The sequence below is a fragment of the Streptomyces sp. NPDC047525 genome, from assembly GCF_040643025.1.
Lineage (GTDB): Bacteria > Actinomycetota > Actinomycetes > Streptomycetales > Streptomycetaceae > Streptomyces > Streptomyces durmitorensis.
This window is the reverse complement of sequence record NZ_JBEYTL010000010.1, coordinates 54,465-75,623: the sequence shown is the minus strand read 5'-3', so window position 1 is coordinate 75,623 and position 21,159 is coordinate 54,465. Positions and strand designations below refer to the sequence as shown.

At 67.4% G+C, this 21,159-nt stretch carries 15 protein-coding genes; 9 read left to right on the top strand and 6 right to left on the bottom strand.

What is annotated here, in order from left to right; genetic code table 11:
- Positions 1–40: 40 nt before the first annotated feature.
- Entirely contained in the window at positions 41–286 is a 246-nt protein-coding gene (locus ABZ833_RS28395) for a DUF397 domain-containing protein (protein ID WP_361051998.1), read from the bottom strand.
- Entirely contained in the window at positions 283–1,068 is a 786-nt protein-coding gene (locus tag ABZ833_RS28390) for a helix-turn-helix transcriptional regulator (protein ID WP_361051995.1), read from the bottom strand. Before ABZ833_RS28390 ends, ABZ833_RS28395 begins: the two co-directional genes overlap by 4 nt.
- Positions 1,069–1,221: 153 nt before the next feature.
- Between ABZ833_RS28390 and ABZ833_RS28385 the strand changes: the two genes are divergently transcribed.
- A complete protein-coding gene (locus ABZ833_RS28385) occupies positions 1,222–1,653 on the top strand; it encodes an ATP-binding protein (protein ID WP_361051992.1) in 432 nt (143 codons plus the stop codon).
- Here the strand turns inward: ABZ833_RS28385 and ABZ833_RS28380 are convergent.
- The gene (locus ABZ833_RS28380; protein ID WP_361051989.1) at positions 1,646–2,305 is read right to left on the bottom strand and encodes a hypothetical protein; all 660 of its coding nucleotides are present in this window, start codon (positions 2,303–2,305) and stop codon (positions 1,646–1,648) included. The two genes, ABZ833_RS28385 and ABZ833_RS28380, sit on opposite strands and share 8 nt — an antisense overlap.
- Positions 2,306–2,637: 332 nt before the next feature.
- Here ABZ833_RS28380 and ABZ833_RS28375 point away from each other — a divergent pair, with 332 nt between their 5' ends.
- Complete coding sequence (locus tag ABZ833_RS28375; RefSeq protein WP_361051986.1) at positions 2,638–4,581, top strand: trypsin-like serine protease; 1,944 nt, start codon at positions 2,638–2,640, stop codon at positions 4,579–4,581.
- 119 nt (positions 4,582–4,700) lie between these two features.
- Complete coding sequence (locus ABZ833_RS28370; RefSeq protein ID WP_361051983.1) at positions 4,701–6,347, top strand: M1 family metallopeptidase; 1,647 nt, start codon at positions 4,701–4,703, stop codon at positions 6,345–6,347.
- Positions 6,348–6,363: 16 nt separating this feature from the next.
- On the opposite strand, the gene ABZ833_RS28365 is transcribed toward ABZ833_RS28370, so the two are convergent.
- The 3 genes from ABZ833_RS28365 to ABZ833_RS28355 form a co-directional block, all read right to left on the bottom strand.
- Positions 6,364–7,173, bottom strand: a complete 810-nt coding sequence (locus tag ABZ833_RS28365) for a hypothetical protein (RefSeq protein WP_361051980.1) — start codon at positions 7,171–7,173, stop codon at positions 6,364–6,366.
- A gap of 25 nt (positions 7,174–7,198) precedes the next feature.
- The gene (locus ABZ833_RS28360; RefSeq protein WP_361051977.1) at positions 7,199–9,589 is read right to left on the bottom strand and encodes a hypothetical protein; all 2,391 of its coding nucleotides are present in this window, start codon (positions 9,587–9,589) and stop codon (positions 7,199–7,201) included.
- Between the two features lie 189 nt (positions 9,590–9,778).
- The gene (locus ABZ833_RS28355; protein WP_361051974.1) at positions 9,779–13,651 is read right to left on the bottom strand and encodes a GH92 family glycosyl hydrolase; all 3,873 of its coding nucleotides are present in this window, start codon (positions 13,649–13,651) and stop codon (positions 9,779–9,781) included.
- Positions 13,652–14,199: 548 nt separating this feature from the next.
- Here ABZ833_RS28355 and ngcE point away from each other — a divergent pair.
- The 6 genes from ngcE to ABZ833_RS28325 all read left to right on the top strand — a co-directional run bounded on the left by ngcE (position 14,200) and on the right by ABZ833_RS28325 (position 20,964).
- A complete protein-coding gene (gene ngcE, locus ABZ833_RS28350; RefSeq protein ID WP_361051971.1) occupies positions 14,200–15,633 on the top strand; it encodes an N-acetylglucosamine/diacetylchitobiose ABC transporter substrate-binding protein in 1,434 nt (477 codons plus the stop codon).
- 190 nt (positions 15,634–15,823) lie between these two features.
- Positions 15,824–16,738 carry a sugar ABC transporter permease gene (locus ABZ833_RS28345; RefSeq protein ID WP_361052400.1) on the top strand — a complete coding sequence of 305 codons (915 nt, stop codon included), beginning with the start codon at positions 15,824–15,826 and terminating at the stop codon, positions 16,736–16,738.
- A 21-nt stretch (positions 16,739–16,759) separates the two neighbouring features.
- Positions 16,760–17,653: a carbohydrate ABC transporter permease gene (locus ABZ833_RS28340; RefSeq protein WP_361051969.1), complete on the top strand. Its 894-nt coding sequence runs from the start codon at positions 16,760–16,762 to the stop codon at positions 17,651–17,653.
- A gap of 150 nt (positions 17,654–17,803) precedes the next feature.
- On the top strand, positions 17,804–19,066 hold the full coding sequence (locus ABZ833_RS28335; protein ID WP_361051966.1) for an extracellular solute-binding protein: 1,263 nt from the start codon (positions 17,804–17,806) through the stop codon (positions 19,064–19,066).
- 129 nt (positions 19,067–19,195) lie between these two features.
- Positions 19,196–20,074 (top strand): sugar ABC transporter permease, encoded by an 879-nt coding sequence (locus tag ABZ833_RS28330; protein ID WP_361051963.1) that lies wholly within the window; start codon positions 19,196–19,198, stop codon positions 20,072–20,074.
- Positions 20,074–20,964 carry a carbohydrate ABC transporter permease gene (locus tag ABZ833_RS28325; protein WP_361051960.1) on the top strand — a complete coding sequence of 297 codons (891 nt, stop codon included), beginning with the start codon at positions 20,074–20,076 and terminating at the stop codon, positions 20,962–20,964. Before ABZ833_RS28330 ends, ABZ833_RS28325 begins: the two co-directional genes overlap by 1 nt.
- Positions 20,965–21,159 lie beyond the last annotated feature (195 nt).

Here is a 21,159-nt window from a genome sequence, read left to right as displayed (position 1 = left end):
GGGGTGAGGCTAACTGCCGCGTCCGCCGGAGTGCACCTGGTTATTCGGGAAGGGCCAGGAAGGCGGTCCAGGCTTCCGGGGCCACGGTGAGGTGGGGGCCGTCTTCCGGGTTCTTGGAGTCGCGGATGTGTACGGCGGTGGGGTGGGCGGCGATTTCTAGGCAGGCGCCGCCTTCGCTGCCGCTGTGGCTCGACTTCCGCCAGGCGTAGGCGACTTCGAGGCAGGCGCCGCCCTGTTCACTGCTGTAGCTGGACTTGAACCACTCAAGCGCGGTGCTGCCGCTCATTGCTCTCCTAGCAATCGGTCCAACAGGCCCTTGGTCTCGTGGGGGTTGAGAGCCTGTGTCCGCAGCATCGCACATTTGCGCTCCAGGATGGACACCTCATCCGGGTTGGTGATCAACTGGCTACCTCGCTGGGCCTCGGTGTAGCCGAGACGCTGGTGATCCGGGGTCTCGATCAAGATGAACGGGCCGGACAGCCCGGCGTGGAAGCTGCGACCGACCGGCATGACCTGGAGAGTGACGCCGGGAAGAGCGGCCAACTCGCACAGGCGGCGCAGCTGCTCGACGTACACATCGTCACCACCGAGGCGGTCCATCAGGGTCACCTCGGAGATGATGAAGCAGATCGTCGGAGGCTCCTTGCGATGGAGGATCTCTTGGCGCTCCATTCGGGCTGCCACACGTAGCTCGATCTCATCCTCGGTGAGTGCCGGAACGTCGTTCTGGAACACGCCCCGTGCGTAGTCCGGCGTCTGGAGCAGCCCAGGCAGGACCTGGTTGTCGTACCAGGACAGTGCGAGCGCCTCACGCTCCAGGTCCATGTACTCCTCGGCCCACCGGGGAACCAGATCCACCTCCGGCATATTGTCGACCGCGGTCTCCAACGTCCGGTTGGTGCCCAGGAGTTCGTCCAGCTGCACCGCCAGGTCCATCTTCAGGGGCCGCCGCCCCTGCTCGATAGAGGCAATGTGTTCCTCGCCGACCACGAACCGCTCGGCCAGCGACTTCTGTGTGTACCCGGCCGCCTCGCGGTGGACGGCGAGCAGCGCGCCCACCATCCGCATCGCCGAGGCATTCCTCCGTGACCGTCGTTTTGGGCTGTTCATACGGTCCAACTCCCCATCAAGCGCCGTACGTTCACGCAGCGAACCCGTACAGCCCGGCTGTACGGGTTCACCTACTGCTTCATGATGACCACGGAGTGTGACTCTCGTCACGTGAATGACGAAACTCCACTCCCGTCCCGGCGGGACCCCCGCGAGCGCTTCTACCGGCGCGAACGCCAGTCCGTACCCGCCGCCCGCGCCTTCACGCGCGCCGCGCTCCTTGGCTGGGGAATCCGCGAACGCGCGGACGACATCACGCTCTGCGTAAGCGAGTTGGCGACCAACGCCTTGCTGCACGGCGTCCCGCCCGGACGCGGATTCCGGCTCCACCTCCGCCGCGAGGGTGACGTACTCCGCGTGGAAGTGCACGACAGCGGCGACGGATGGCCCCGGCTCGGTATCAGTGGTGAAGGTGACGCCGAGTCGGGGCGCGGGCTGCTGCTCGTGGCCGCCCTGGCCGACAAGTGGGGGGTCGTGGAGCGCGATCCCGGGAAGGCCGTCTGGTGCGAGTTCGTTCAGGCTGACGCCGAGCGCCTTACGTAGCGGTCAAGTCCCTCTCGGCGTGGCTGCCTTGGTCCTCGCTGGTCACCGTGACGGACTTCGCGCCCTCGTCGCCGTCCCACCAGTCGGCGAATGCCTTGCTGAGGGCGTCGACGTTCTTCTGGGTCTTGTTGTCCTCGTGCGTGGCGTAGTCGGTCGAGACCGTGACCGCGCCGGATCCCTTCGTCCCGTATCCGATGGTGAGTGCGGTGATGTGCGGGGTGAGGCGTTCGCAGCTCGGGGAGTTCTTGGCGGTCCAGGAGCGGGAATCCTTGAGGAGGTTCGACGGGGCGTCACCCTCGTACAGCGTGGTCTTCTTCGCCGTCTTTCCACCCTGCCCGAGGAAGTGCGCGCTCCCGGCCGACGGGTCCTCGTCCCACCATTCCGTGAACGCCTTTGCCAGTGAGCCGACTTGGTCCTCTGCCTCGCCCCAGGGGCCGTAGTCGGTGAGGATCTTGACCACCCCGTCGCGGTCGCCGGACCGGTAGTCGAGGCTGACGTTCAGGGCGTGGCCCGCCAGGTCGTCGTCGCGCTCCGAGTCATTCGTCTTCAGCCACGTGCGGAACCCGAGCAGCAGGTTGGGGTTGTCCGGGTGTTCCTGCGCGTCGCCCCCGGAGCACCCCACCGTCAGGAGCAGTGCCCCCGCCGCGAACACCCCCGCACGCGTCCCGGTTCGAGTGAATCGCCCCGCCTTCCCCACTGCCTTCTCCGATCAACCAGCTGGTGCAATACAACAATTACGGGGCAAGTCGCAAGTTCCGCCCCAATCGACACATCGTTCGATGTGTGCGTAACGTACCTTCTCGATTGATCTGTACCAATCGGGCCCCGGGTGACCGGGGTCCGTTTTTGTGGGGGAACACAACAGTGAGAATGAAACGCAGCCTGACTGCGATGGCCGCGGCGGCAGCGATCCTTGCCGCCGCGGGACCGGCCTGGTCCGCCCCGGACCCGGCGCCTACGCCGAGCGCAGCCACACCGACACCGATGCCAACGCCGACCTCGACCCCGTCGGCGACCCCGACTCCGTCGAAGTCCACTCCGCAGCCGAGCCCGACGCCGACCTCGCAGCCGACCTCGAAGTCGCCCTCCCAGGACCCTGACCAGGCCCTGGCCCGCGAGCTGGAGAAGTTCTGGACGCCCGATCGCATGGCCGAGGCCAAGCCGGTCGAGGAGCAGCAGGTCCGCGAGGCCGCGGCGGCCGAGGACGCCAAGAGGGACTCCCGGGGGGACTCCCAGGGGGACGAGGAGGATGCCGCGCCGCGCGGGGGCGACGGCATGCTGCGCTCGCCCTCGCACACCTTCAAGGGCATCAAGGAAGTCGGCACCTTCTACTGGGCGCAGAAGGCGGGCAACGACTACCCGGACCGCTACGACTACCGCTTCTGCGGCGGCACCGTCGTCCCGTCCCCGGGCAAGAACCTGGTCGCATCCGCGGCGCACTGCTTCGACAGCAACGACCAGAAGTCGAACCTGGTCTTCGTGCCGCAGCACAGCGCGAAGAGCCCGATGCCGCACGGCATGTACCCCATCAAGAAGGGCCACATCTTCAAGGACCCCGGCTACACCGGGTCCAAGAAGAGCGAGGAAGACTTCACGGACGTCGACGTCGCGTTCCTCGCCACCGAGCCGCGCAGTGACGGCAAGGAGGTCGAGAGCGTCGTCGGGGCCATCCCGATGGGCTTCAACACCGGCTTCAGCCACACCGCGCACGCCATCGGCTACCCGTACCTGTACGGAGGCGGCAACTACAAGCCGAAGCAGGACCCGCTCAGCTGCACCACGCCGACGAAGAAGTACACCAGCGGCAACGCGAAGGACAAGGACGGCAGGCTCTGGCGCGGCGGCACCTTCACCGAGATCCACTGCGACGGCTACGTCGGCGGCACCTCCGGCGGCCCCTTCATCACCGCGGGCGGCGAGTCGGCCAAGCTGATCGGCGTCACCGGCGGCTGGCTGACCGGCGGCCACAGCGCCAACACCTCGTACTCCTCGTACTTCGACGGCGACGTGAAGCGGATCTACGACGCCGCGAAGGCGGGCAAGCAGCCGGCGAGCATCAACCCGCCGCCGATGGCCGATCCGGTCCTGCCCGGCGCCGGCACGTGGAAGCACGCCAATGCCATGGCCAACGGCTACTTCGCTCTCGACGGGCCGGTCTCCGACGACCGGATGGACATGTTCGTCATGTGGTCGGACGGCGAGCTGAGCATCTACCGCGGCGCGGGCAAGGCCAAGAACCACTTCGACAAGGAGTTCAAGGTCCAGGGCCCCAACGCCCTGTGGCGCGACCACGCCAAGCAGGTCGTCGCGGGCGACTTCACCGGTGACAACGGCTCCGACCTCATCGTCCGCTGGTCGGACGGCGAGGTGACGCTCTACCCGTCGGTCGACGAGCAGGGCTTCCACGGCGAGTACCAGCTGGCCGCCGCGAACGGCACCTGGAAGCACGCCGAGGCGATCACCTCGGGCCGCTTCGGCGGCAACAAGTGGCAGGACGACCTCGTCGTGCGCTGGTCGGACGGCGAAGTCACGCTCTACCAGAACACCGGCGACAACAAGAAGCTCGGCAAGGAGATCAAGGTCGTCTCGCCGGGCACGTCGGAGGCCGGTACGTGGAAGCACGCCACCCAGATCACCGCGGGCGACTACTCGGGCGACGACACCTGGGACCTGGTCGTGCGCTGGTCCGACGGTGAGCTGACCCAGTACCAGGACTTCACCGGCACCGGCTCCTCCTGGGGCGAGCACAAGTGGCAGGCCCCGAACGGCCTGTGGAAGCACGCCCTGCTCGTGAGCGGCGGTGACTTCACCGACAACCCCTGGGCCGACGACACCATCGTGCGCTGGTCGGACGGCGAACTGACCCTCTACGCCGACGGCAACGCCTCCGGCATCGGCTCGGAGAACCAGCTCGTGGCGCCCGCGTAACCGCAGGTAGAGCCCTCCTGGGTGAGGGGCGGCGGCAACCTCCGGGTGCCTCCGCCCCTCTTCCCCTGAGGACTTCCCTTGCGGACTTCCCCTGCGGACGACCGGATGGAGACCACACCATGAACCGCCCCGCCGCACTCGTGTGCGCGGCAGCCGTCTGCCTCGCCCTGTCGGCGTGCGACGCCAAGCCCCAGGGCGACGCGGACACCTCCGTACGGGAGTCCCACCATCGCCTCCTGGAGCAGTTCCGCTCCTGGGCCCGTGACACCGGCGAGTCCCGCACCGCACGCCACGCGCAGGCCGTGTACACGGTCGAGCTCACCAACTCCGATTCGGATTCCTACGACGTCGAGGTGCAGACCGACCTCTCCGCGAAATCGGCCGAGGCCAAGACGCTCGCCAAGCTCTTCCGCACCTGGTGGGACGGCGACGACGGCGACGGCACCGTGCGCGACCTCGTCATGCTCGACGCACGCGGGAACCGCGTCGACGACCACCTGTTCCCGGCGCTCGGCAACACCGGCTACGACGTCACGCACTACGCCCTGACCCTCGACTACACCCCGGACGGCAACCACCTGACGGGCACCGCTGTGATCACCGCACGGGCCACCCAGGACCTGCCCCGCTTCACCCTGGACTTCGCGGGCCTGCGCGTGCGCCATGCCGACATCGACGGCACCGGCGCCCGCTTCAGCCGGAAGAAGAACAAGCTGACGCTCACTCCCGACCAGCGCATCGGCAAGGGGGAGACCTTCAAGACCACTGTCCGGTACGGCGGGACGCCCAAGATGATTACGGCGGACGACGGCGGCGACGAGGGCTGGATCGAGACGGACGACGGCGTGGCGGCGCTCGGCGAGCCCACCGGATCCATGACCTGGTTCCCCGGCAACCACCACCCGTCCGACAAAGCGACGTACGACATCGACGTCACCGTGCCGTCCGAATACACCGCGGTCAGCAACGGAACCCTGCGAGAGACCCGGCAGCGGGGGAAGCGCACCACCTTCCGCTGGCGCAACCCCGAGCCCATGGCGAGCCATGCCGCGACCGTCGTCACCGGCGTCTTCGACATCTCCACGGGCAGGACGGACGACGGCCTGCCCGTCTACACGGCCGTCGACCCCGACGAGGCGGACGGGCCAGTCGACGTCCACGACGTGGTGCCCGAGGTCGTCGACTGGGCCGCCGACCGCTTCGGCCCCTACCCCTTCTCCTCGACCGGCGCCGTCGTCGACCACCTCCCCGATCTCGGCTACGCCCTGGAGACGCAGACCAAGCCGTACTTCCAGGAGGCACCGGACACCCGTCTGGTCGTCCACGAACTGGCCCACCAGTGGTTCGGGAACTCCGTCACGCCCCGGGCCTGGCAGGACATGTGGCTGAACGAGGGCTTCGCCACCTATGCCGAGTGGCTGTGGGACGAGGAGCACGGACACCGCACCGCCCAGGAGACCTTCGACGCCTTCTACGACGGCTCGCACCCGGAGAGCGAGGGCATCTGGGACTTCCCGGCAGCCGACCCGCCGAGCGCGACGCGGGTCTCCGACTCACCGGTGTACGGCAGGGGCGCCATGACGCTGCACCAGCTGCGCAAGAAGGTGGGTGACCGTACCTTCTTCGCCATCCTGCGGACCTGGACGCGCGAGCACCGGCACGGGAACGCCGACACCGAGCAGTTCATCGCGCTGTGCGAGAAGAAGTCGGGGAAGGATCTGTCAGACCTGTTCGAGACGTGGCTCTTCTCGGCGGACAAGCCCTAGGGGCGGCGGGCAAACCCTAGGGGCGGTCGAGGTCCCGGCATGTGTGCTCGTCGGGGAGCAGGGGCCTGAACGCGACCGCGTACAGCATTCCTCCGCTGCTCCAGCGGGTGTTCTGCCGTGCCCCCAGGGCGAGTTGACGGGCGCGTACGAGATCCTCGCCCGTCACCACCTCGCACCGGCCGGCAATCGGCCGCAGTGGCCACGGTCGCGCCGTGCTGTCGTCGGCGCCGACCCCGCCGGTGGCGAGAATCGCCAGCGCGGCCGGGCGGTAGGCGGTGGCCCCCGGCGGGGGAGTGTCCGAAGGCGCGGGCGGGACCCGGGTGCGTACGAAGTCCAGGACGCGGCCCCGGTCGCCGTCGCCCCCTGCTTCGGGCGCGGTGACGCGCGTGCTGCGAAGGCCGTCCGGGGTGCGGTGGGTGACCGTCAGGAGGGAGGCGTCCGTGGACGTGGTGTCCTCGTGGCGGCGGGCGTGAGCGAGGCCCGCCGCGTGGGCCGCGTCGGTGAGTTCGCGGTAACGGGCGGGCGAAAGGCGGTACTTGACGGCCGTACGCAGTGCGCCCGAGGTCCGGGCTGGGGCGATCACGTGGCCGCCTCCGTAGAGGGAGAAGCGGGGCAGGTCGCCGCGCTCCCAGGGGCGCGGCGAGCTGTGCAGTTCCTGGACACGCAGGACGAGCGTCCTGGGGTTCGTCGCTGGGGCGGGCGCCGGTGGGTCCCCGGCCTCGGAGCCGCAGGCGGTCACCGCCACGAGCAGGAGCAGGAGCAGCGGAAGCAGGGGGCCGCGCATGCGGGTGGGACGAGGGGGTGTCCCCGCCGGTTCCACTCGCATGCACGGCTCCCTGCCGACCACGAGGCTAGGACTCGGTCACGGTGTACGTGCCGGACCCGGCCTTGTTGACGAGGACGACTCCGTAACAGCCGCCCTGCGAGGTGAACTTGAACGACTCGGCCTGGCCGGGACCGTTCGCGGTCCCCGACGCGGTCGCCGCGTAGCGGCCGCGGACCGCCGTGTTGGGGCTTGCCGGGTCGGAATCCATCAGGAACAGCTCCGCGTCCTGGCTCGCGTCGGACGGTGTCGCCGTGACGGTGACCTCGGTCCCTGCGGCCGGGCAGGTGTCCCAGACGGCCGTCACGTCGTCGGCGCCGTTCATCACCTTGGTGTCGGACCCGATGAGCAGCTTGCCGCTGTCGGCGACCTCGATGCGGTAGTCACCTGTACCCGTGCCGCCGAGCGGACGCTTGACGACCGGGTAGTAGTCGCCTGGCCCCCGCGCGTTGGAGTCCACGGCGATGAAGTCGACCGTGTCCCCGGTGGCCAGGCTGACGTCGAGCCGCTGCTGGAGCGCCTGGTCGTCGTACAGGTCGAGGTCGTAGTCGACGCCCGCCGGGGGCCGCAGCGCCACGACCGACCAGAAGCGGAAGGTGGTGTCGTAGCGGTAGTTGTGCTGTGGGTCCGGTGTGGGCAGCGTCTTGGACTGTCCGTCGGTGAGCTGGTTGCGGAAGCCGTAGTCGATGCCGTTCTGGTAGAGCGCGCCGCCGGGGCCAGAGCCCACGTCGTGGCCCTCCTGGCCGCGGTGGGTCCAGAACTCCTGGAAGGTGTTCGACCGGCGGTCGAGCAGGGTGTCCCAGATGGCGTTCTTCGCGGACTCCTGGTGGTAGTCCCAGTAGCGCTCGCCGGACGGGTCCATGAGGTCCCACAGGGATCCGGTGACCCGGCCCTCGGTGTCGTCACCGCTGTCGTACGACGCGGTGTCCTCGACGTGCCAGCCCCGGTACTCGTCATTGTTGAAGATCGCCATCGGATAGAAGTTGGCGAAGCCCTCGACCCAGGCGCACCCCTTCGAACTGCGGGTGTCCATCGCGTGCGGACTGCAGTTGTCGATGGCGGGGGGCCTGTTGTCCTCGTACACGTCGGCCATCACCGCATGGCCGTACTCGTGCACGGTGTCGGTACGGTCGTCCGGCGCCGCGGCCTCCAGCCAGACGCTCTTGTCGCCCCACTGGTAGCGGCTGCCGTCGCCCGCGTCGTCGTCGGGATAGACGATCTCCATGCGGCGGCAGTCGCCGGTGTCGCGGGAGTCCCAGCACTCGCCCGGTGTCCAGTTCTTGGCCTGGTTCGCCAGGTCGTACGCGTGGAAGACCCGGTTCATCGTCTGGTCGCCGGGGGCGATGCGGCCGAAGTCCACCGTGCGGCCGTCGCCGATGTCGTCGCGCTGGCCGGAGCGGAACTCATAGACGTCACGGCCGAAGAAGTTGTCCTCGACGATCCGCCACAGGCCGCTCTCGGTGCGGACCTTGACGTACACGTCCTGGCCGCCGGAGGTGTCGTTGTTGTCGAAGCACATCCGGAAGCCGCCGCTGCCGTCGGTCAGCGCGGAGTCCAGGAGGTCGTCGGCGCCGAAGGAGTCGTCGTCCCAGGCCTCGACCTGGATGTTCGGCGAGGGGTGCGCGCCGCCCGGCTCGGTGTAGCCGACCGTGCCGGTGACACAGGAGAGCGCCTTCACGGACGGGTCGGTGGAGGGGGCGTCGTCGCTGTGCGGCTCGGGCAGCTTCGTCCGCCCGGCCACCGGCTCGAACGGCCGGTCCGGCTTGGCGGGGGTCAGCGCGACGTCGTCCGGGAGCTGCCGCAGCGCGGTGGAGTTGCGGCGCTGGTCGAAGCCGAGGTGTGAGGCGGCGGGAGTGGCGCCGACCGTGAGGAGCTGGAGGTGCTCGTCGCGGTCGGCGGGCTTGGCGGCGGGGCCGTCGACGCGGGCGCGCACGGAGGTGGCGGCGGCCTTGACTCCCTTGACCGGGAGCGAGAAGCGCAGGGTCTTCCCTGCCGCCAGGTCGATGGTGCGCTGGGCGCGGTGCACCGAGCCGCCGTCCTCGGGAAGCAGCTGGCCGAGGTCCTTGAACTGCCATCCGGCGGGCGCGGACGCCCAGTCGACGGCGGCGGGGAGGTCGGCCTGGACGCGGGCTCCGGAGAGGTCGACCCGGGTGTCGACGGTGATGTCGAGGCGGGCCTGCTGTCCCACGGAGGGGGCCCGGTCCAGGTGCGTGGTCACCCGCACACAGCTGGACCAGTCGGCGGGCGCCGTACAGCTGCCTTTGGGGGCCTTGTCGGCTGCGGTGGGGGCGGCGGACGCGGGGCCGAGGACGGTGAGCGGTGCGCCGATGGCGAGGGCGCCGATGACGGCGACGGCCTTGGAGCGGGCGCCGGGTCTTCTTCGCCGTGAGGCCGGGGGTCTGGCTGATCTTCGTAACACGAAATGATCTCCCATCGATGGCGCGATCATGACAAATGGTGTGTTACAAGGTGAGTCTGTATCCCTGGGGGGAGTGAGGACAGGGGTGTTCCGGCCAACGGTCCCAGCGGCCTCAGTGGGCGCATGCGAACGGGGGCGGGAGTGAACTCGCCACTCCCGCCCCCGCGTTGTGCGGATCCTTCCGATGGATCAGCTCAGGAGCTCGACCTCCGCGAGCGTCGCCGAGCCGTCCGGCACGAGCCGGTAGTGCGCGTACGTCCCCGGCTTGTCGACCGTGAACACCCGGGTCTGCTTGTCCCAGGCGAAGGACTCGCCGGACCGCTTGTCCAGCTCCTTCCACTTCTCGCCGTCGGCGGAGCCCTGGAGGACCCAGCCGCGCGGCGCCTTCGCCTTGTCGGCGGACGAGGTCAGCGTGTACTGCACCGCCTTGGTCTCCTTGGTGACCGGCAGGTCCACGGCGTCCGCCGAAGTGGCGTCCGTGTCCGACGTGTTGTCGAAGAGCGCGCCGTCACCCTTGATGGCGTCACCGCGCGGCGACGGCACCTTGTCGTCCTGCGTGACCGACGTCGGCTGGGCGTTCTTGCCCGTGCCCCACGCCGACGGCCTGGGGCCCATGTCGAACTCCAGGACACCGCCCTTCGCGATCTCCTTGTGGGGCAGGGCAGTTGAGGTCCACTTCTTGCCGTTGACCTTCAGGCCCTGGACGTACACGTTCTTCGCGCTGTTCTTCGGCGCCTTGACGACCAGGTCGCGTCCGCCGTCCAGGTGCACGGTCATCTTGGTGAACTGCGGTGAGCCGATGGCGTATTCGCCGCTGCCCATGACCAGCGGATAGAAGCCGAGCGAGGAGAAGAGGTACCAGGCCGACTGCTCGCCGTTGTCCTCGTCGCCGTGGTAGCCCTGCCCGATCTCGCTGCCGGTGTAGAGACGGGAGAGGACCTCGCGGACCTTCTCCTGCGTCTTGGACGGCTCACCGGCCGCGTCGTACATGTAGGCGGCGTGGTGGGCGACCTGGTTGGAGTGCCCGTACATGCCCATGCGTACGTCGCGTGCCTCGGTCATCTCGTGGATGACACCTCCGTAGGAGCCCGCGAACTCGGCGGAGCCGGTCTCCGGAGTGGCGAAGTACTTGTCGAGCTTGTCGCCGAGGCCCTTGCGGCCGCCGTACAGGTTCGCCAGACCGCGCGAGTCCTGCGGGGCGGTGAAGGCGTAGCCCCAGGCGTTGGTCTCCGTGTAGTCGTAGCCCCACACGCGCGGGTCGAACTTGTCCGACGGGACGCGCCAGTCGCCCTTCTTGTCCTTGCCCTGGAAGAAGCCGGGCGCGGTGCCTCCTCCCGCCGCCTTGCCGTCGAAGAGGTGCACGTAGTCCCGGGCGCGGTTGAGGAAGTAATCCGACTCCTCCTTGTAGTGCTTCTCGCCCGTCTTCTTGTAGAGGGCCTGGCCCATGCGCGAGATGCCGTAGTCGTTGACGTAACCCTCCAGGGCCCAGGACAGGCCCTCGTGGGTCTCGCTGGGGGTGTAGCCGAGGAAGGGCGATGTCTCCATCCCCTTGCGGCCGACGCCCTTGCTCGGCGGTACCACCGTCGCGTTCTTCAGGGCCGCGTCGTACGCGTCCTTGGCGTCGAAGTCCACGCCCTTGACGTACGCGTCGGCGAACGCGACGTCCGAGGAGGTGCCCGTCATCAGGTCCGCGTAGCCGGGCGAGGACCAACGCGACGTCCAGCCGCCGTCCTTGTACTGCTGGACGAAGCCGTCGACCAGCTCACCGGCCTTCTTCGGCGTGAGGAGCGAGTAGGCGGGCCAGGTCGTCCGATACGTGTCCCAGAAGCCGTTGTTGACGTACGGCTTCCCGTCGACGATCTTCGCGCCCGTGTGGGTCGGGGTGTCGGGACCCGTCTGCGGCGAGAAGGGAGAGGCGTACTGGTACTTCGACTTGCCGCCCGAAGTGACCTTCTCGAAGCCCGAGTTGGGGTATAGGTAGAGGCGGTACAGGCTGGAGTAGAGCGTGGTCCGCTGGCCCTCGCTCGCGCCCTGGACCTCCACCTTGCCGAGGATGTCGTCCCAGCTCTTCTGCGCGCCGTTCTTCACGCGGTCGAAGGAGGTGCCGGACGGGATCTCGCGGTCGAGGTTGGCCTTGGCCTGGTCGAGGCTGATGAGCGAGGTGGCCAGGCGCAGGTTGACCGTGCGGTCCTTGCCCGGCTTGAAGCGCAGATAGCCGGTGACGTCACCGCCGCCACCGCCTTCGAGCTTGCCGCCCGCGGTGACGGGCGAGTCGAAGGTGCCGTACACGAAGAGGCGTGTGGCGCCGGTGGAGAGCCCGGACTTGACGTCCGAGAATCCGCTGACGATCCCCTTCTCCTCGTCGAGGGTGAGGCCGCCCTTCTCCGAGACGTTGTCGAAGATGACGCTCGCGTCGTCACCGGGATAGGTGAACTTCATCATCGCCGCGTGATCGGTCGGGGCCATCTCGGCCTTCAGACCGTTCTCGAACGTCACGCCGTAGTAGTGCGGGCGCGCCGTCTCCTTCTCGTGCCTGAACGGCAGCGCGCGCTTGGTGCGGGACGCCGACGGGGTGTCCTTGTCGACCGACGGCATCATCTGGAAGGTCTGCCGGTCGCCCATCCACGGGCTCGGCTCGTGGCTGGCGCTGAACGCCTGGATCGTCGGCAGGTTGTCCGAGTTGTTGCCGCGCGCGTAGTCGTAGAGCCAGCTCAGGGAGCCCGCGTTGGTCACCGGCGTCCAGAAGTTGAAGCCGTGCGGCACGGCCGTCGCCGGGAAGGTGTTGCCGCGCGAGAAGCCGCCGCTGGAGTTGGTGCCGCGGGTGGTGTCCGCGTAGTCCGAAGGGTGGGCCTTCGGCTTCGCCGGGGCCTTCTCCTTCAGGGACACGTCGTCCACCCAGCCACGGAACTTCGCCGGGCCCTTGGGGGAGTCGTACGCGAGGAGCACCCGGTCCACGGTCTTGCCGCTCGCGACCTGCCCGATCCGCGAGGCCACGTTGTTCCACTGGTTGACGTAGAGGCCCTTCGCGGCGCCCTGGCCCTGCGGATTCAGCGGGAAGCCGTGCTGGTCCATGGCCTTGAGGTCACTCAGATAGGTGCCGTCGGTGAAGGCCAGGTCCATGGACACGTTCGTGGCGTCGTAGTCGAGGTCGCCCTCCGCCATGGACGGGAAGACCCGGTACGACAGCTCGGTGTCACGCCGCACCGCGACGTTCACGTCGAAGACCTTGTTGTACGAGTAGCCGCGGGCGTCCGCCTTGTGGGTGCCCGCGTAACGCATCGCGTGCTTGCCGGTGAACCCGGCGCCCGACTTCGCGGTCGGGGAGCCGCTGGGGCCGCGGTCCACGAGGGAGAGCATGTCCTCGGGGACCGGCGCCTCGCTGCCGCCGACGGAGAGCTGGACGTCGGCGAGCTGGAGGGCGTCGGACGCGCCGTTGTTGGCGGTGATGTCCAGACGGAAGTGCGCGTACGCCGTGTCGTTCTGGAAGTCGTACTTCTTCGTCTGGTGGCGCTTGTCGAACGCCTCACCCTTGCGGGTGTCGAGGACCTTCCAGTCCTTGCCGTCCGTGGAGCCCTGAAGGGTCCAGTCCTTGGGGTCGCGCTCGTCGTGGTCGTTGGCCGACGTGAGTGCGTATGTCACGACCTTGGCGGGTTCGTCCAGGTCGAACTCCGCCCATCCGGTCGGCTCGAAGGAGAGCCACTTGCTGGTGGGCTCCCCGTCGACGAGGTTCTCCTTGACCTCGCCGCCGCCCGCGTTCTCGGCGCTGGCGCGGACCTCGGTCACGTGGTCGTTCACACTGCCGGGGATCCCCGAACTGAACGCGCCGTTGACGCCGGCGGTCCGCTTCTTGCCGTCGGGGCCGGTCTCGACGGTGTTCAGCCAGTCGGGCTGGGCGTCGCCCTCTTCGAACGAGGAGACGAACTCCTTGGCCGCTTTGGGCGGTTCCTCCGGCTTGGCGACGGCGGCGCCCTGCGCTGTCGCGACGAGCGTGAACGCGGCCGCTCCCAGGATCGCGGCCGAACGGTGGTGTCTGAAGCGAGGTCTGCGTGATCTGTGCGGCATCCCCGAGCCCCTCCCTGCGAGTTGGACAACGTTGTCACATCGCTGCGCAAGGTCCAGTAGTGCGTCAAGTTGCCGGTGGTGTCAAGGCTGTTGGAAGGGTCGGCGGGAGCCGGAGGGGAACGGATCGGGCCGCGGGACCAGGGGGAAAGTCCAAGGGGAGCGAGGGGAAAGTCCAACGAGGAGCGTGGCGGGGAGAGGCAAGATCGTGGGCGAGGCGACGGGGTCCAAACACCCGCAAACCTCAAGGAAACGCCGTCGATACCTCGGGTCGAATTTGCTCACGCCGTGAACGAACCAGTCCACATCTCCGCGAGGTCTCAACTAGGGAAAGACTGCTGGCCGAAGCTGCATTCGATCTTGCTCTGCTGCCGATGAGTGGACTATACCTATCGGCACCCTGAGTGGCGGGTGCGAGCCCTTGCCATGTAGTTGTCGCACGTATCGCACCACCAAAGCTTCAACTGACCCGCGGTGTCGGGCCCTTCGCCTTCGGCGAGCTGTCGGGAGCCCCGTACGCCGCCTGAGTCCTGGAAGGCGAGGACTTGAGCATGGGATCCACCAGCATCAACCGTCGTGACGTGATGAAGAGGGCGGCGGCCACCAGCCTTCTGGCAGTACCGGCCGTGGGCGCCCTGAGTTCCTGCGCGAGCGGTGGCGGCGAAGAGAACAAGGCGGAGAAGGGCGAGAAGTCCAAGAAGAATCCGCTCGGCGTGAAGCAGGACGCCGGGCTCGCCGTGGTCGTCTTCAACGGCGGTTACGGCGACAAGTACGCCCAGTTCGTGACCGACATGTACAAGAAGCGGTACCCGGACTCGGACGCGGGCCAGAAGTCGACGACGAAGATCGCCACTCAGGTGCAGCCGAAGATCGTGCGCGGCAAGCCGACGGCCGACGTCATCAACAACTCCGGCGCCGACCAGATGAACCCCGGCAAACTGGTCTCCAACAAGCAGGTGGCGGACCTCACCGAGCTGCTCGACGCGCCGTCGTGGGACGACCCGAGCGTCAAGGTGCGCGACATCCTCGTCCCGGCCGTCGCGGCGAGCGGCAATTTCGGTGGCTCGGGCACCTTCCAGGCCGGCATCTCGCTGACGGTCTACGGCACCTTCTACTCCAAGAAGCTCCTTGAGGAGGGCCTGGACTCCGCGTACCCGAAGACGTGGGACGAGATGCTGGCCGTCTGCAAGAAGGCCAAGGCCAAGGGAATCCACGGCTGGAGCTACCCGGGCGGCCACCCCCGGTACATGTTCTTCAGCATGTACACGATGTTCGCGCAGCGGGGCGGGCGCGAGATCGCCACGGCCATGGACTACCTGGAGCCGGGCGCCTGGAAGAACGACGCGGTCAAGGACGTCTTCGAGGCGTGGGAGGAACTGGTCGCCAAGAAGTACGTGCTGACCGGCTTCGACGGCACCGAGGCGCACACGGAGATGCAGACCGCCTGGACCAAGGAGGGCAAGTGCGTCTTCGTGCCCAACGGCTCCTGGGTGGAGAACGAGGCCAAGGACACCACCCCGAAGGACTTCGGGATGTCGTTCGGCCCGAGCCCGTCACTCGACTCGGGCGACAAGATGCCGTTCGGCACGATCAACGCGCCGGCCGGTGAGTTCTACGTCGTCCCCGAGAAGGCGCAGAACCGGCAGGGCGGCCTGGAGTGGCTGCGGGCGATGTACAGCAAGGAGGCCGCCCTGAACAACTTCAAGGAGCTCTCCGCCCTCCCGGTGGTCAAGGGAGCCATCGACGGCCAGAAGCTGCCGTCGGGTGTGGCCAGCGTGCAGAAGGCGATCGAGGCCGCCGGCGACAACGTCGTCATCGCGAAGCACATGGACTGGTACAACGAGCTGTTCCGTGAGGACTTCAACAACATGATCGCCAAGTTCATGCTGGGCCAGATCGGTACCAAGCAGGCCATGGACACCATGGAGAAGGCCGGGGCCCGGATCCTCAAGGACCCTGACGTCGTCAAGGTCAAGAAGTCCTGATCAGCGGCGGATCGACCGAGAACGCGGGCACGTGAACGAGGCGGGGCGGAGTGGCGTGAAGACTGACACCCGGGTGGACGGTTCCCCACCCTCGAAGAACGCACCGGACCCGACAGGCCGGCCCAAGTCGCCGAACGGGCTGCTGTTCCTCCTGGCAGTACTGCTGCCGCCCCGCTTCACCCCGCAGAGCGTGCGCTACGACCGGCGCTACCGGACGCTCGACAAGTACCGCTTCATCGCGGGCTTCCTGGTGCTGCCGCTCGCGTTCTACGCCCTGTTCGTCATCTCACCCTTCGTCCAGGCGATCTATTACTCGTTCACCGACTGGTCCGGCGGACCGGTGGCGAACTTCATCGGCTTCGACAACTTCACCAAGATGTGGAACGACGAGCGCTTCTGGGACTCCCTGGAAGTGAGCGTCATCCTGGCGGTCGTCGCCCCGCTGATCACGCTCGTGCTCGGCATGTTCTTCGCGTACATGATCACGTCGGGCGGCAGGCACCGTAAGGGCCAGGCCATCGCCGGTGTCGCGGGCTCGTCGGTCTACAAGGTCGTCTACTTCTTCCCGCAGGTCCTGTCCGTCGCCATCATCGCCGTGGTCTGGGGCCGCGTCTTCAACACCAACAGCGGCCTGATCAACGGCGGGCTCGACAAGGTGGGGTTCGACGGCCCCGCCTGGCTGGGCGGCGACCGCTCACTCGCGCTCATCGCGGTGATGATCGTGCTCTCCTGGAGCTTCGTCGGCTTCTACGTGGTGCTGTTCTCGGCCGCCATGGGCGCGATCCCCAAGGACATCTACGAGGCCGCGCTGCTCGACGGCGCAGGTCGGGGACGGACCTTCTTCAGCGTGACGCTCCCGCTGATCTGGGACACCGTGCGGACCGGCTGGATCTACATGGGAATCCAGGCACTCGACTCGTTCGCGATCGTCCTTGTCATGGTGCCCGAGCACGTTCTGAAGGTCACTCCGGTCTTCCTCTACGAACGGTTCCGTGACGGTCAATACGGCTATGCCACGTCCATCGGCGTCGTCCTCCTTGTCCTCAGCATGGCGTTCTCGCTGATCGTCATGAGGATCGGGAACCGCGACCGGATCGAATACTAAAGACCGCGGGAGCACTGCATCATGACCACGACCACCGCGCCCCGCGCCGAGTCCGCCGACACATCCCGCCGAGAGGGCGATTCGGCGAGCGGCGCGACCCTGAACGTCTTCTCGCACGCCTTCCTCGTCCTGTGGGTGGTCCTCGCGGCGGGCCCGCTGATCTGGGTCGCCCTGACCGCGTTCCGCCCTTCGGTGGAGATCCTCAGCGATCCGATGGGCTGGCCGACCTCCTTCCACTGGGAGAACTTCACCAACGCGTGGACCGAGGCGAACATCGGTCAGTACGCCATCAACTCGGTGATCATCCTGGCGGGTTCACTGACGGGCACCATGCTGCTCGGTTCGATGGCGGCGTACGTGATCGCCCGCTTCACCTTCCCGGGCAACCGGTTCATCTTCATGCTCTTCGCGGGCGGCATGATGTTCCCGGTCATCCTCGCCCTCGTCCCGCTCTTCGCGGTGATGGAGAACTTCGGCCTCCTGGACACCAGGCCGGGCCTGATGATCGCGTACATCGCGTACTCGCTGCCCTTCACCGTCTTCTTCCTCACGTCCTTCTTCCGTACGCTGCCGACCGGCGTCCAGGAGGCGGCGATGGTCGACGGGGCCTCGCACACGCGGACGTTCTTCCAGATCATGCTGCCGATGGCCAAGCCGGGCCTGGTGAGCATCGGCATCTTCAACTTCCTCGGCCAGTGGAACCAGTACCTGCTCCCGCTGCTGCTCAACAACGAGGAGGAGAGCAGGTACGTGCTGCCCCAGGGGCTCGCCACGCTGGCGGTCTCGCAGGGTTACCGGGGCGACTGGGGAGCGCTCTTCGCGGGCCTGACGATCGCGATGCTTCCGGTGCTCGTCGTGTACGCGGTCTTCCAGCGTCAGGTGCAGGCAGGGCTCACCGCTGGGGCTCTCAAGTGACCCTGACCGCCAGTGATTTCAGCTTGGCCACGAAAGTGGTCTAGGCCTGTTGCGTCAATTCCGGCCGTGAGTAATGTCGGCCCCACGGCGCCGCGGGGGGAACCTTTTGCCCGCGTTCAAGTCGACACCGATGTCGAAGGGTTGAACAGCATGAGGAATCGGGTAATCGCCACCGGTGCGGCAACGCTCGCGATGGCCATGGGACTTACCGCGTGCGGCGGTGACAGCGACAGCGGCGACAGCAAGACCATCAAGCTCGTCGCCGCCGACTACGGCGACAAGGCCTCCAACGCCTCCAAGAAGTACTGGGACGGCGTGAAGAAGGACTTCGAGGCGGAGAACAAGGGCTACAAGGTCGACGTCCAGGTCATCAACTGGAACGAGATCGACAAGTCCGTCAAGAACATGATCCAGGCGGGCAACCAGCCCGACCTGCTCCAGACCGGCGGCTACGCCGACAAGGTCGCCGACGACCTGCTCTACAAGGCGGACGAGGTCCTTTCGCCCAAGACGCGGGAGAACCTCATCCCCACCTTCGCCAAGGCCGGCGAGGTCGACGGCACCCAGTACGGCATCCCGTGGGTCTCCTCCAGCCGCGTGATGTTCTACAACAAGGCCGTCCTGAAGAAGGCGGGCGTGAAGACGCCGCCCAAGACCTGGGACGAACTCGCCGCCGCCGCAAAGAAGATCAAGTCCTCCAAGGCCGCCGACACCCCGTACGCCCTGCCGCTCGGCCCCGAGGAGACCCAGGGCGAGACGATGATGTGGGAGCTCGGCAACGGCGGTGGCTACACCGACGCGAGCGGCAAGTACACGCTCGACAGCGCCAAGAACGTCGAGACCTTCGACTGGCTGCAGAAGAACCTGGTCAAGCCCGGCCTCACGTACTCCAACCCGGCCTCCACCGACCGCAAGACGGCCTTCGCGGACTTCGCGGCCGGCAAGGTCGGCATGCTGAACGGCCACCCGAGCCTGATCCAGATGGCCAAGGACGGCAAGGTCGACTACGGCGTCGCGCCGATCCCCGGCAAGGCGGGCCCGCTGGAGTCCACCCTCGGTGTCGCCGACTGGATGATGGCGTTCAAGGACGGCGGCGCGGAGAAGGAAGGCGTCAAGAAGTTCCTGGACTTCACGTACTCCAAGAAGATGCTGGAGTTCGACGAGATGTACAACCTGATGCCTGTCACCCAGGACACGCTCAAGGAGATGCAGACCAACGGCAAGCACAAGGACCTGGAGCCGTTCTTCGAGGTCCTGCCGAACGCCAAGTTCTACCCGCTGGGCGACACCTCGTGGGACGTCATCTCCGCGGAGATGAAGAAGACCGGTGGCAAGGCCGCGAGCGACGACCCGAAGTCGGTCCTCGGTGACCTCCAGAAGAAGGCGGAGGACGCGGCTGCCGCGAGCAAGTAGCGCTCAGACGGCTCCCCTTCGTCCCGTACCTCTCGTACGTCCCGTTCGCTAGGAGACCTTGTGTCACTGAAGGCCCCTCCGCCCCCGGCCGACACCGGCCGGGGACGGAGCGGGCGCGCACCCAGGCCGGTGAGCCGTCGCAGCGGCATCGCCCGACTCGGCCCGCTGCCCTGGATAGCGCCCGTCATCCTGCTGATCCTCGCCGTGGTCATCTGGCCGGTCGTCGAGCTGGTCCGCACCTCGTTCCTCAACATCTCCATCGCCGGGATCGTGCGCGGCAGCGCGGGGACCGACAAGTACAAGAAGCTCTTCGACGAGACCGACTTCGGGGCGGTCCTGCTCTGGACGGTCGTGTGGACCGTCGTCGTCGTGACCGTGACGATGCTGCTCTCGCTGGCCCTCGCCCAGCTGTTCAACCAGAAGTTCCCCGGCCGCACCGTCACCCGCTGGGCGCTCATCGCACCCTGGGCTGCATCCGTCCTGATGACCGCCATCGGCTTCAAGTGGATGCTCAACCAGACCGCGGGCGTGCTCAACACGCTGATGCTGGACCTCGGCCTGATCGACAAGTCCAAGGACTGGCTCGGCAAGCCGGAGACGGCCTGGCCGTGGATGATGGCCGTCGCGATCTTCGTGTCGCTGCCCTTCACCACGTACACCCTGCTAGCCGGGCTGCAGACCATCCCGCACGAGGTCTACGAGGCGTCGCGGATCGACGGGGCGGGCGGCTGGCAGACGTACCGGCACATCACGCTGCCGATGCTGCGGCCCGCGTTCCTCGTCGGCGTGGTCATCAACCTCATCAACGTCTTCAACTCCTTCCCGATCATCTGGGCCATGACGCAGGGCGGTCCCGGCTATGACACCTCCACGACCATGGTGTTCATGTACAAGCTGAAGGAGACCGACATCGGCGAATCCGCCGCCATGTCCGTGGTCAACTTCGCGATGGTCGTCGTGCTCGTGCTGATCTTCCTGAAGGTCAGCCGGTGGAACGAGGAGGACTGATGGCCACCGCGACGGCTCCCCGGGCGGGGTCCCCGAAGGGCCCCGCGCCCGAGCACAAGCCCAGGCCCAAGCGCACGTTCCGGCCGCGCACCCTGGTCATCACGGTGGTCGCCTGGGCGCTCGCGGCGATCTTCCTCGCTCCGTACCTGGAGATGGTGATCACCGCGCTCCGCCCCAAGAGCGAGCTGCGCGACCGGACCTACCTGCCGCAGGACCTGGAGTGGTCGAACTTCATCGAGGTCTGGAAGGAGTCGGAGCTCGGCCAGAACCTCCAGGTGACCCTGCTGGTCGCGGGCGGGGCGACGCTCCTGGTGCTCCTGGTCTCGCTGCCCGCCGCGTACTACACGGCGCGCATGCGCTACCGCGGACGCAAGGCCTTCCTGCTCCTCGTCCTGATCACCCAGATGTTCCAGCCCACCGCCCTGCTGGTCGGTCTCTACCGCGAGTTCCACCAGCTGGACATGCTCAACTCGGTCTGGACGCTGATCATCACCAACGCGGCGTTCAACCTCGCGTTCGCGGTGTGGATCCTGACGGCCTACATCAGCTCCATCCCACCGGAGCTGGAAGAGGCGGCCATGGTGGACGGCACGAGCCGCTTCGGCGCGATGGTGAAGGTGACCCTGCCGCTCGCGCTGCCGGGTGTGGTCACCGCGGTGATCTTCACTTTCATCACCTCGTGGAACGAGTTCGTGATGGGCCTCACGCTCACCACCGAGCCCGACAAGCAGCCGCTGACCGTTGGCATCAACAACTTCATCGGCGCCTACACCGTGGAGTGGAACTACCTCTTCGCGGCCTCCGTGGTGGCGATCGTGCCGGTCATCGTGCTGTTCGCCTTCATCGAGCGGCACGTGGTCTCGGGTCTCACCGCGGGATCGGTCAAGTAACGGATCGGCCCTCTCAGGCCGGGTCTGGGTGGTTTGGGGTGCATCCTCGCCGCTTGGACCCGGCCTGTCCGCTGTTCAGGAGCGCCGATTTACGTCAAGGACTTGACTGCGCCAACCCGTTCAGCAGAGCTTGGAGTTCACAACTTGTACGGGCGGCGACGATGCCGTTACGTCAGACGGAAAAGGGTGGCTGAG

Excerpts from the sequence above, each read along its gene's own strand:
- ABZ833_RS28355 (WP_361051974.1), bottom strand. The coding sequence starts at position 13,651 with ATGCCGCACAGATCACGCAGACCTCGCTTCAGACACCACCGTTCGGCC.
- ABZ833_RS28365 (WP_361051980.1), bottom strand. The coding sequence starts at position 7,173 with ATGCGAGTGGAACCGGCGGGGACACCCCCTCGTCCCACCCGCATGCGC.
- ABZ833_RS28370 (WP_361051983.1), top strand. The coding sequence starts at position 4,701 with ATGAACCGCCCCGCCGCACTCGTGTGCGCGGCAGCCGTCTGCCTCGCC.
- ABZ833_RS28325 (WP_361051960.1), top strand. The coding sequence starts at position 20,074 with ATGGCCACCGCGACGGCTCCCCGGGCGGGGTCCCCGAAGGGCCCCGCG.
- ABZ833_RS28395 (WP_361051998.1), bottom strand. The coding sequence starts at position 286 with ATGAGCGGCAGCACCGCGCTTGAGTGGTTCAAGTCCAGCTACAGCAGT.
- ABZ833_RS28390 (WP_361051995.1), bottom strand. The coding sequence starts at position 1,068 with ATGCGGATGGTGGGCGCGCTGCTCGCCGTCCACCGCGAGGCGGCCGGG.
- ABZ833_RS28335 (WP_361051966.1), top strand. The coding sequence starts at position 17,804 with ATGAGGAATCGGGTAATCGCCACCGGTGCGGCAACGCTCGCGATGGCC.
- ABZ833_RS28375 (WP_361051986.1), top strand. The coding sequence starts at position 2,638 with ATGCCAACGCCGACCTCGACCCCGTCGGCGACCCCGACTCCGTCGAAG.
- ngcE (WP_361051971.1), top strand. The coding sequence starts at position 14,200 with ATGGGATCCACCAGCATCAACCGTCGTGACGTGATGAAGAGGGCGGCG.
- ABZ833_RS28340 (WP_361051969.1), top strand. The coding sequence starts at position 16,760 with ATGACCACGACCACCGCGCCCCGCGCCGAGTCCGCCGACACATCCCGC.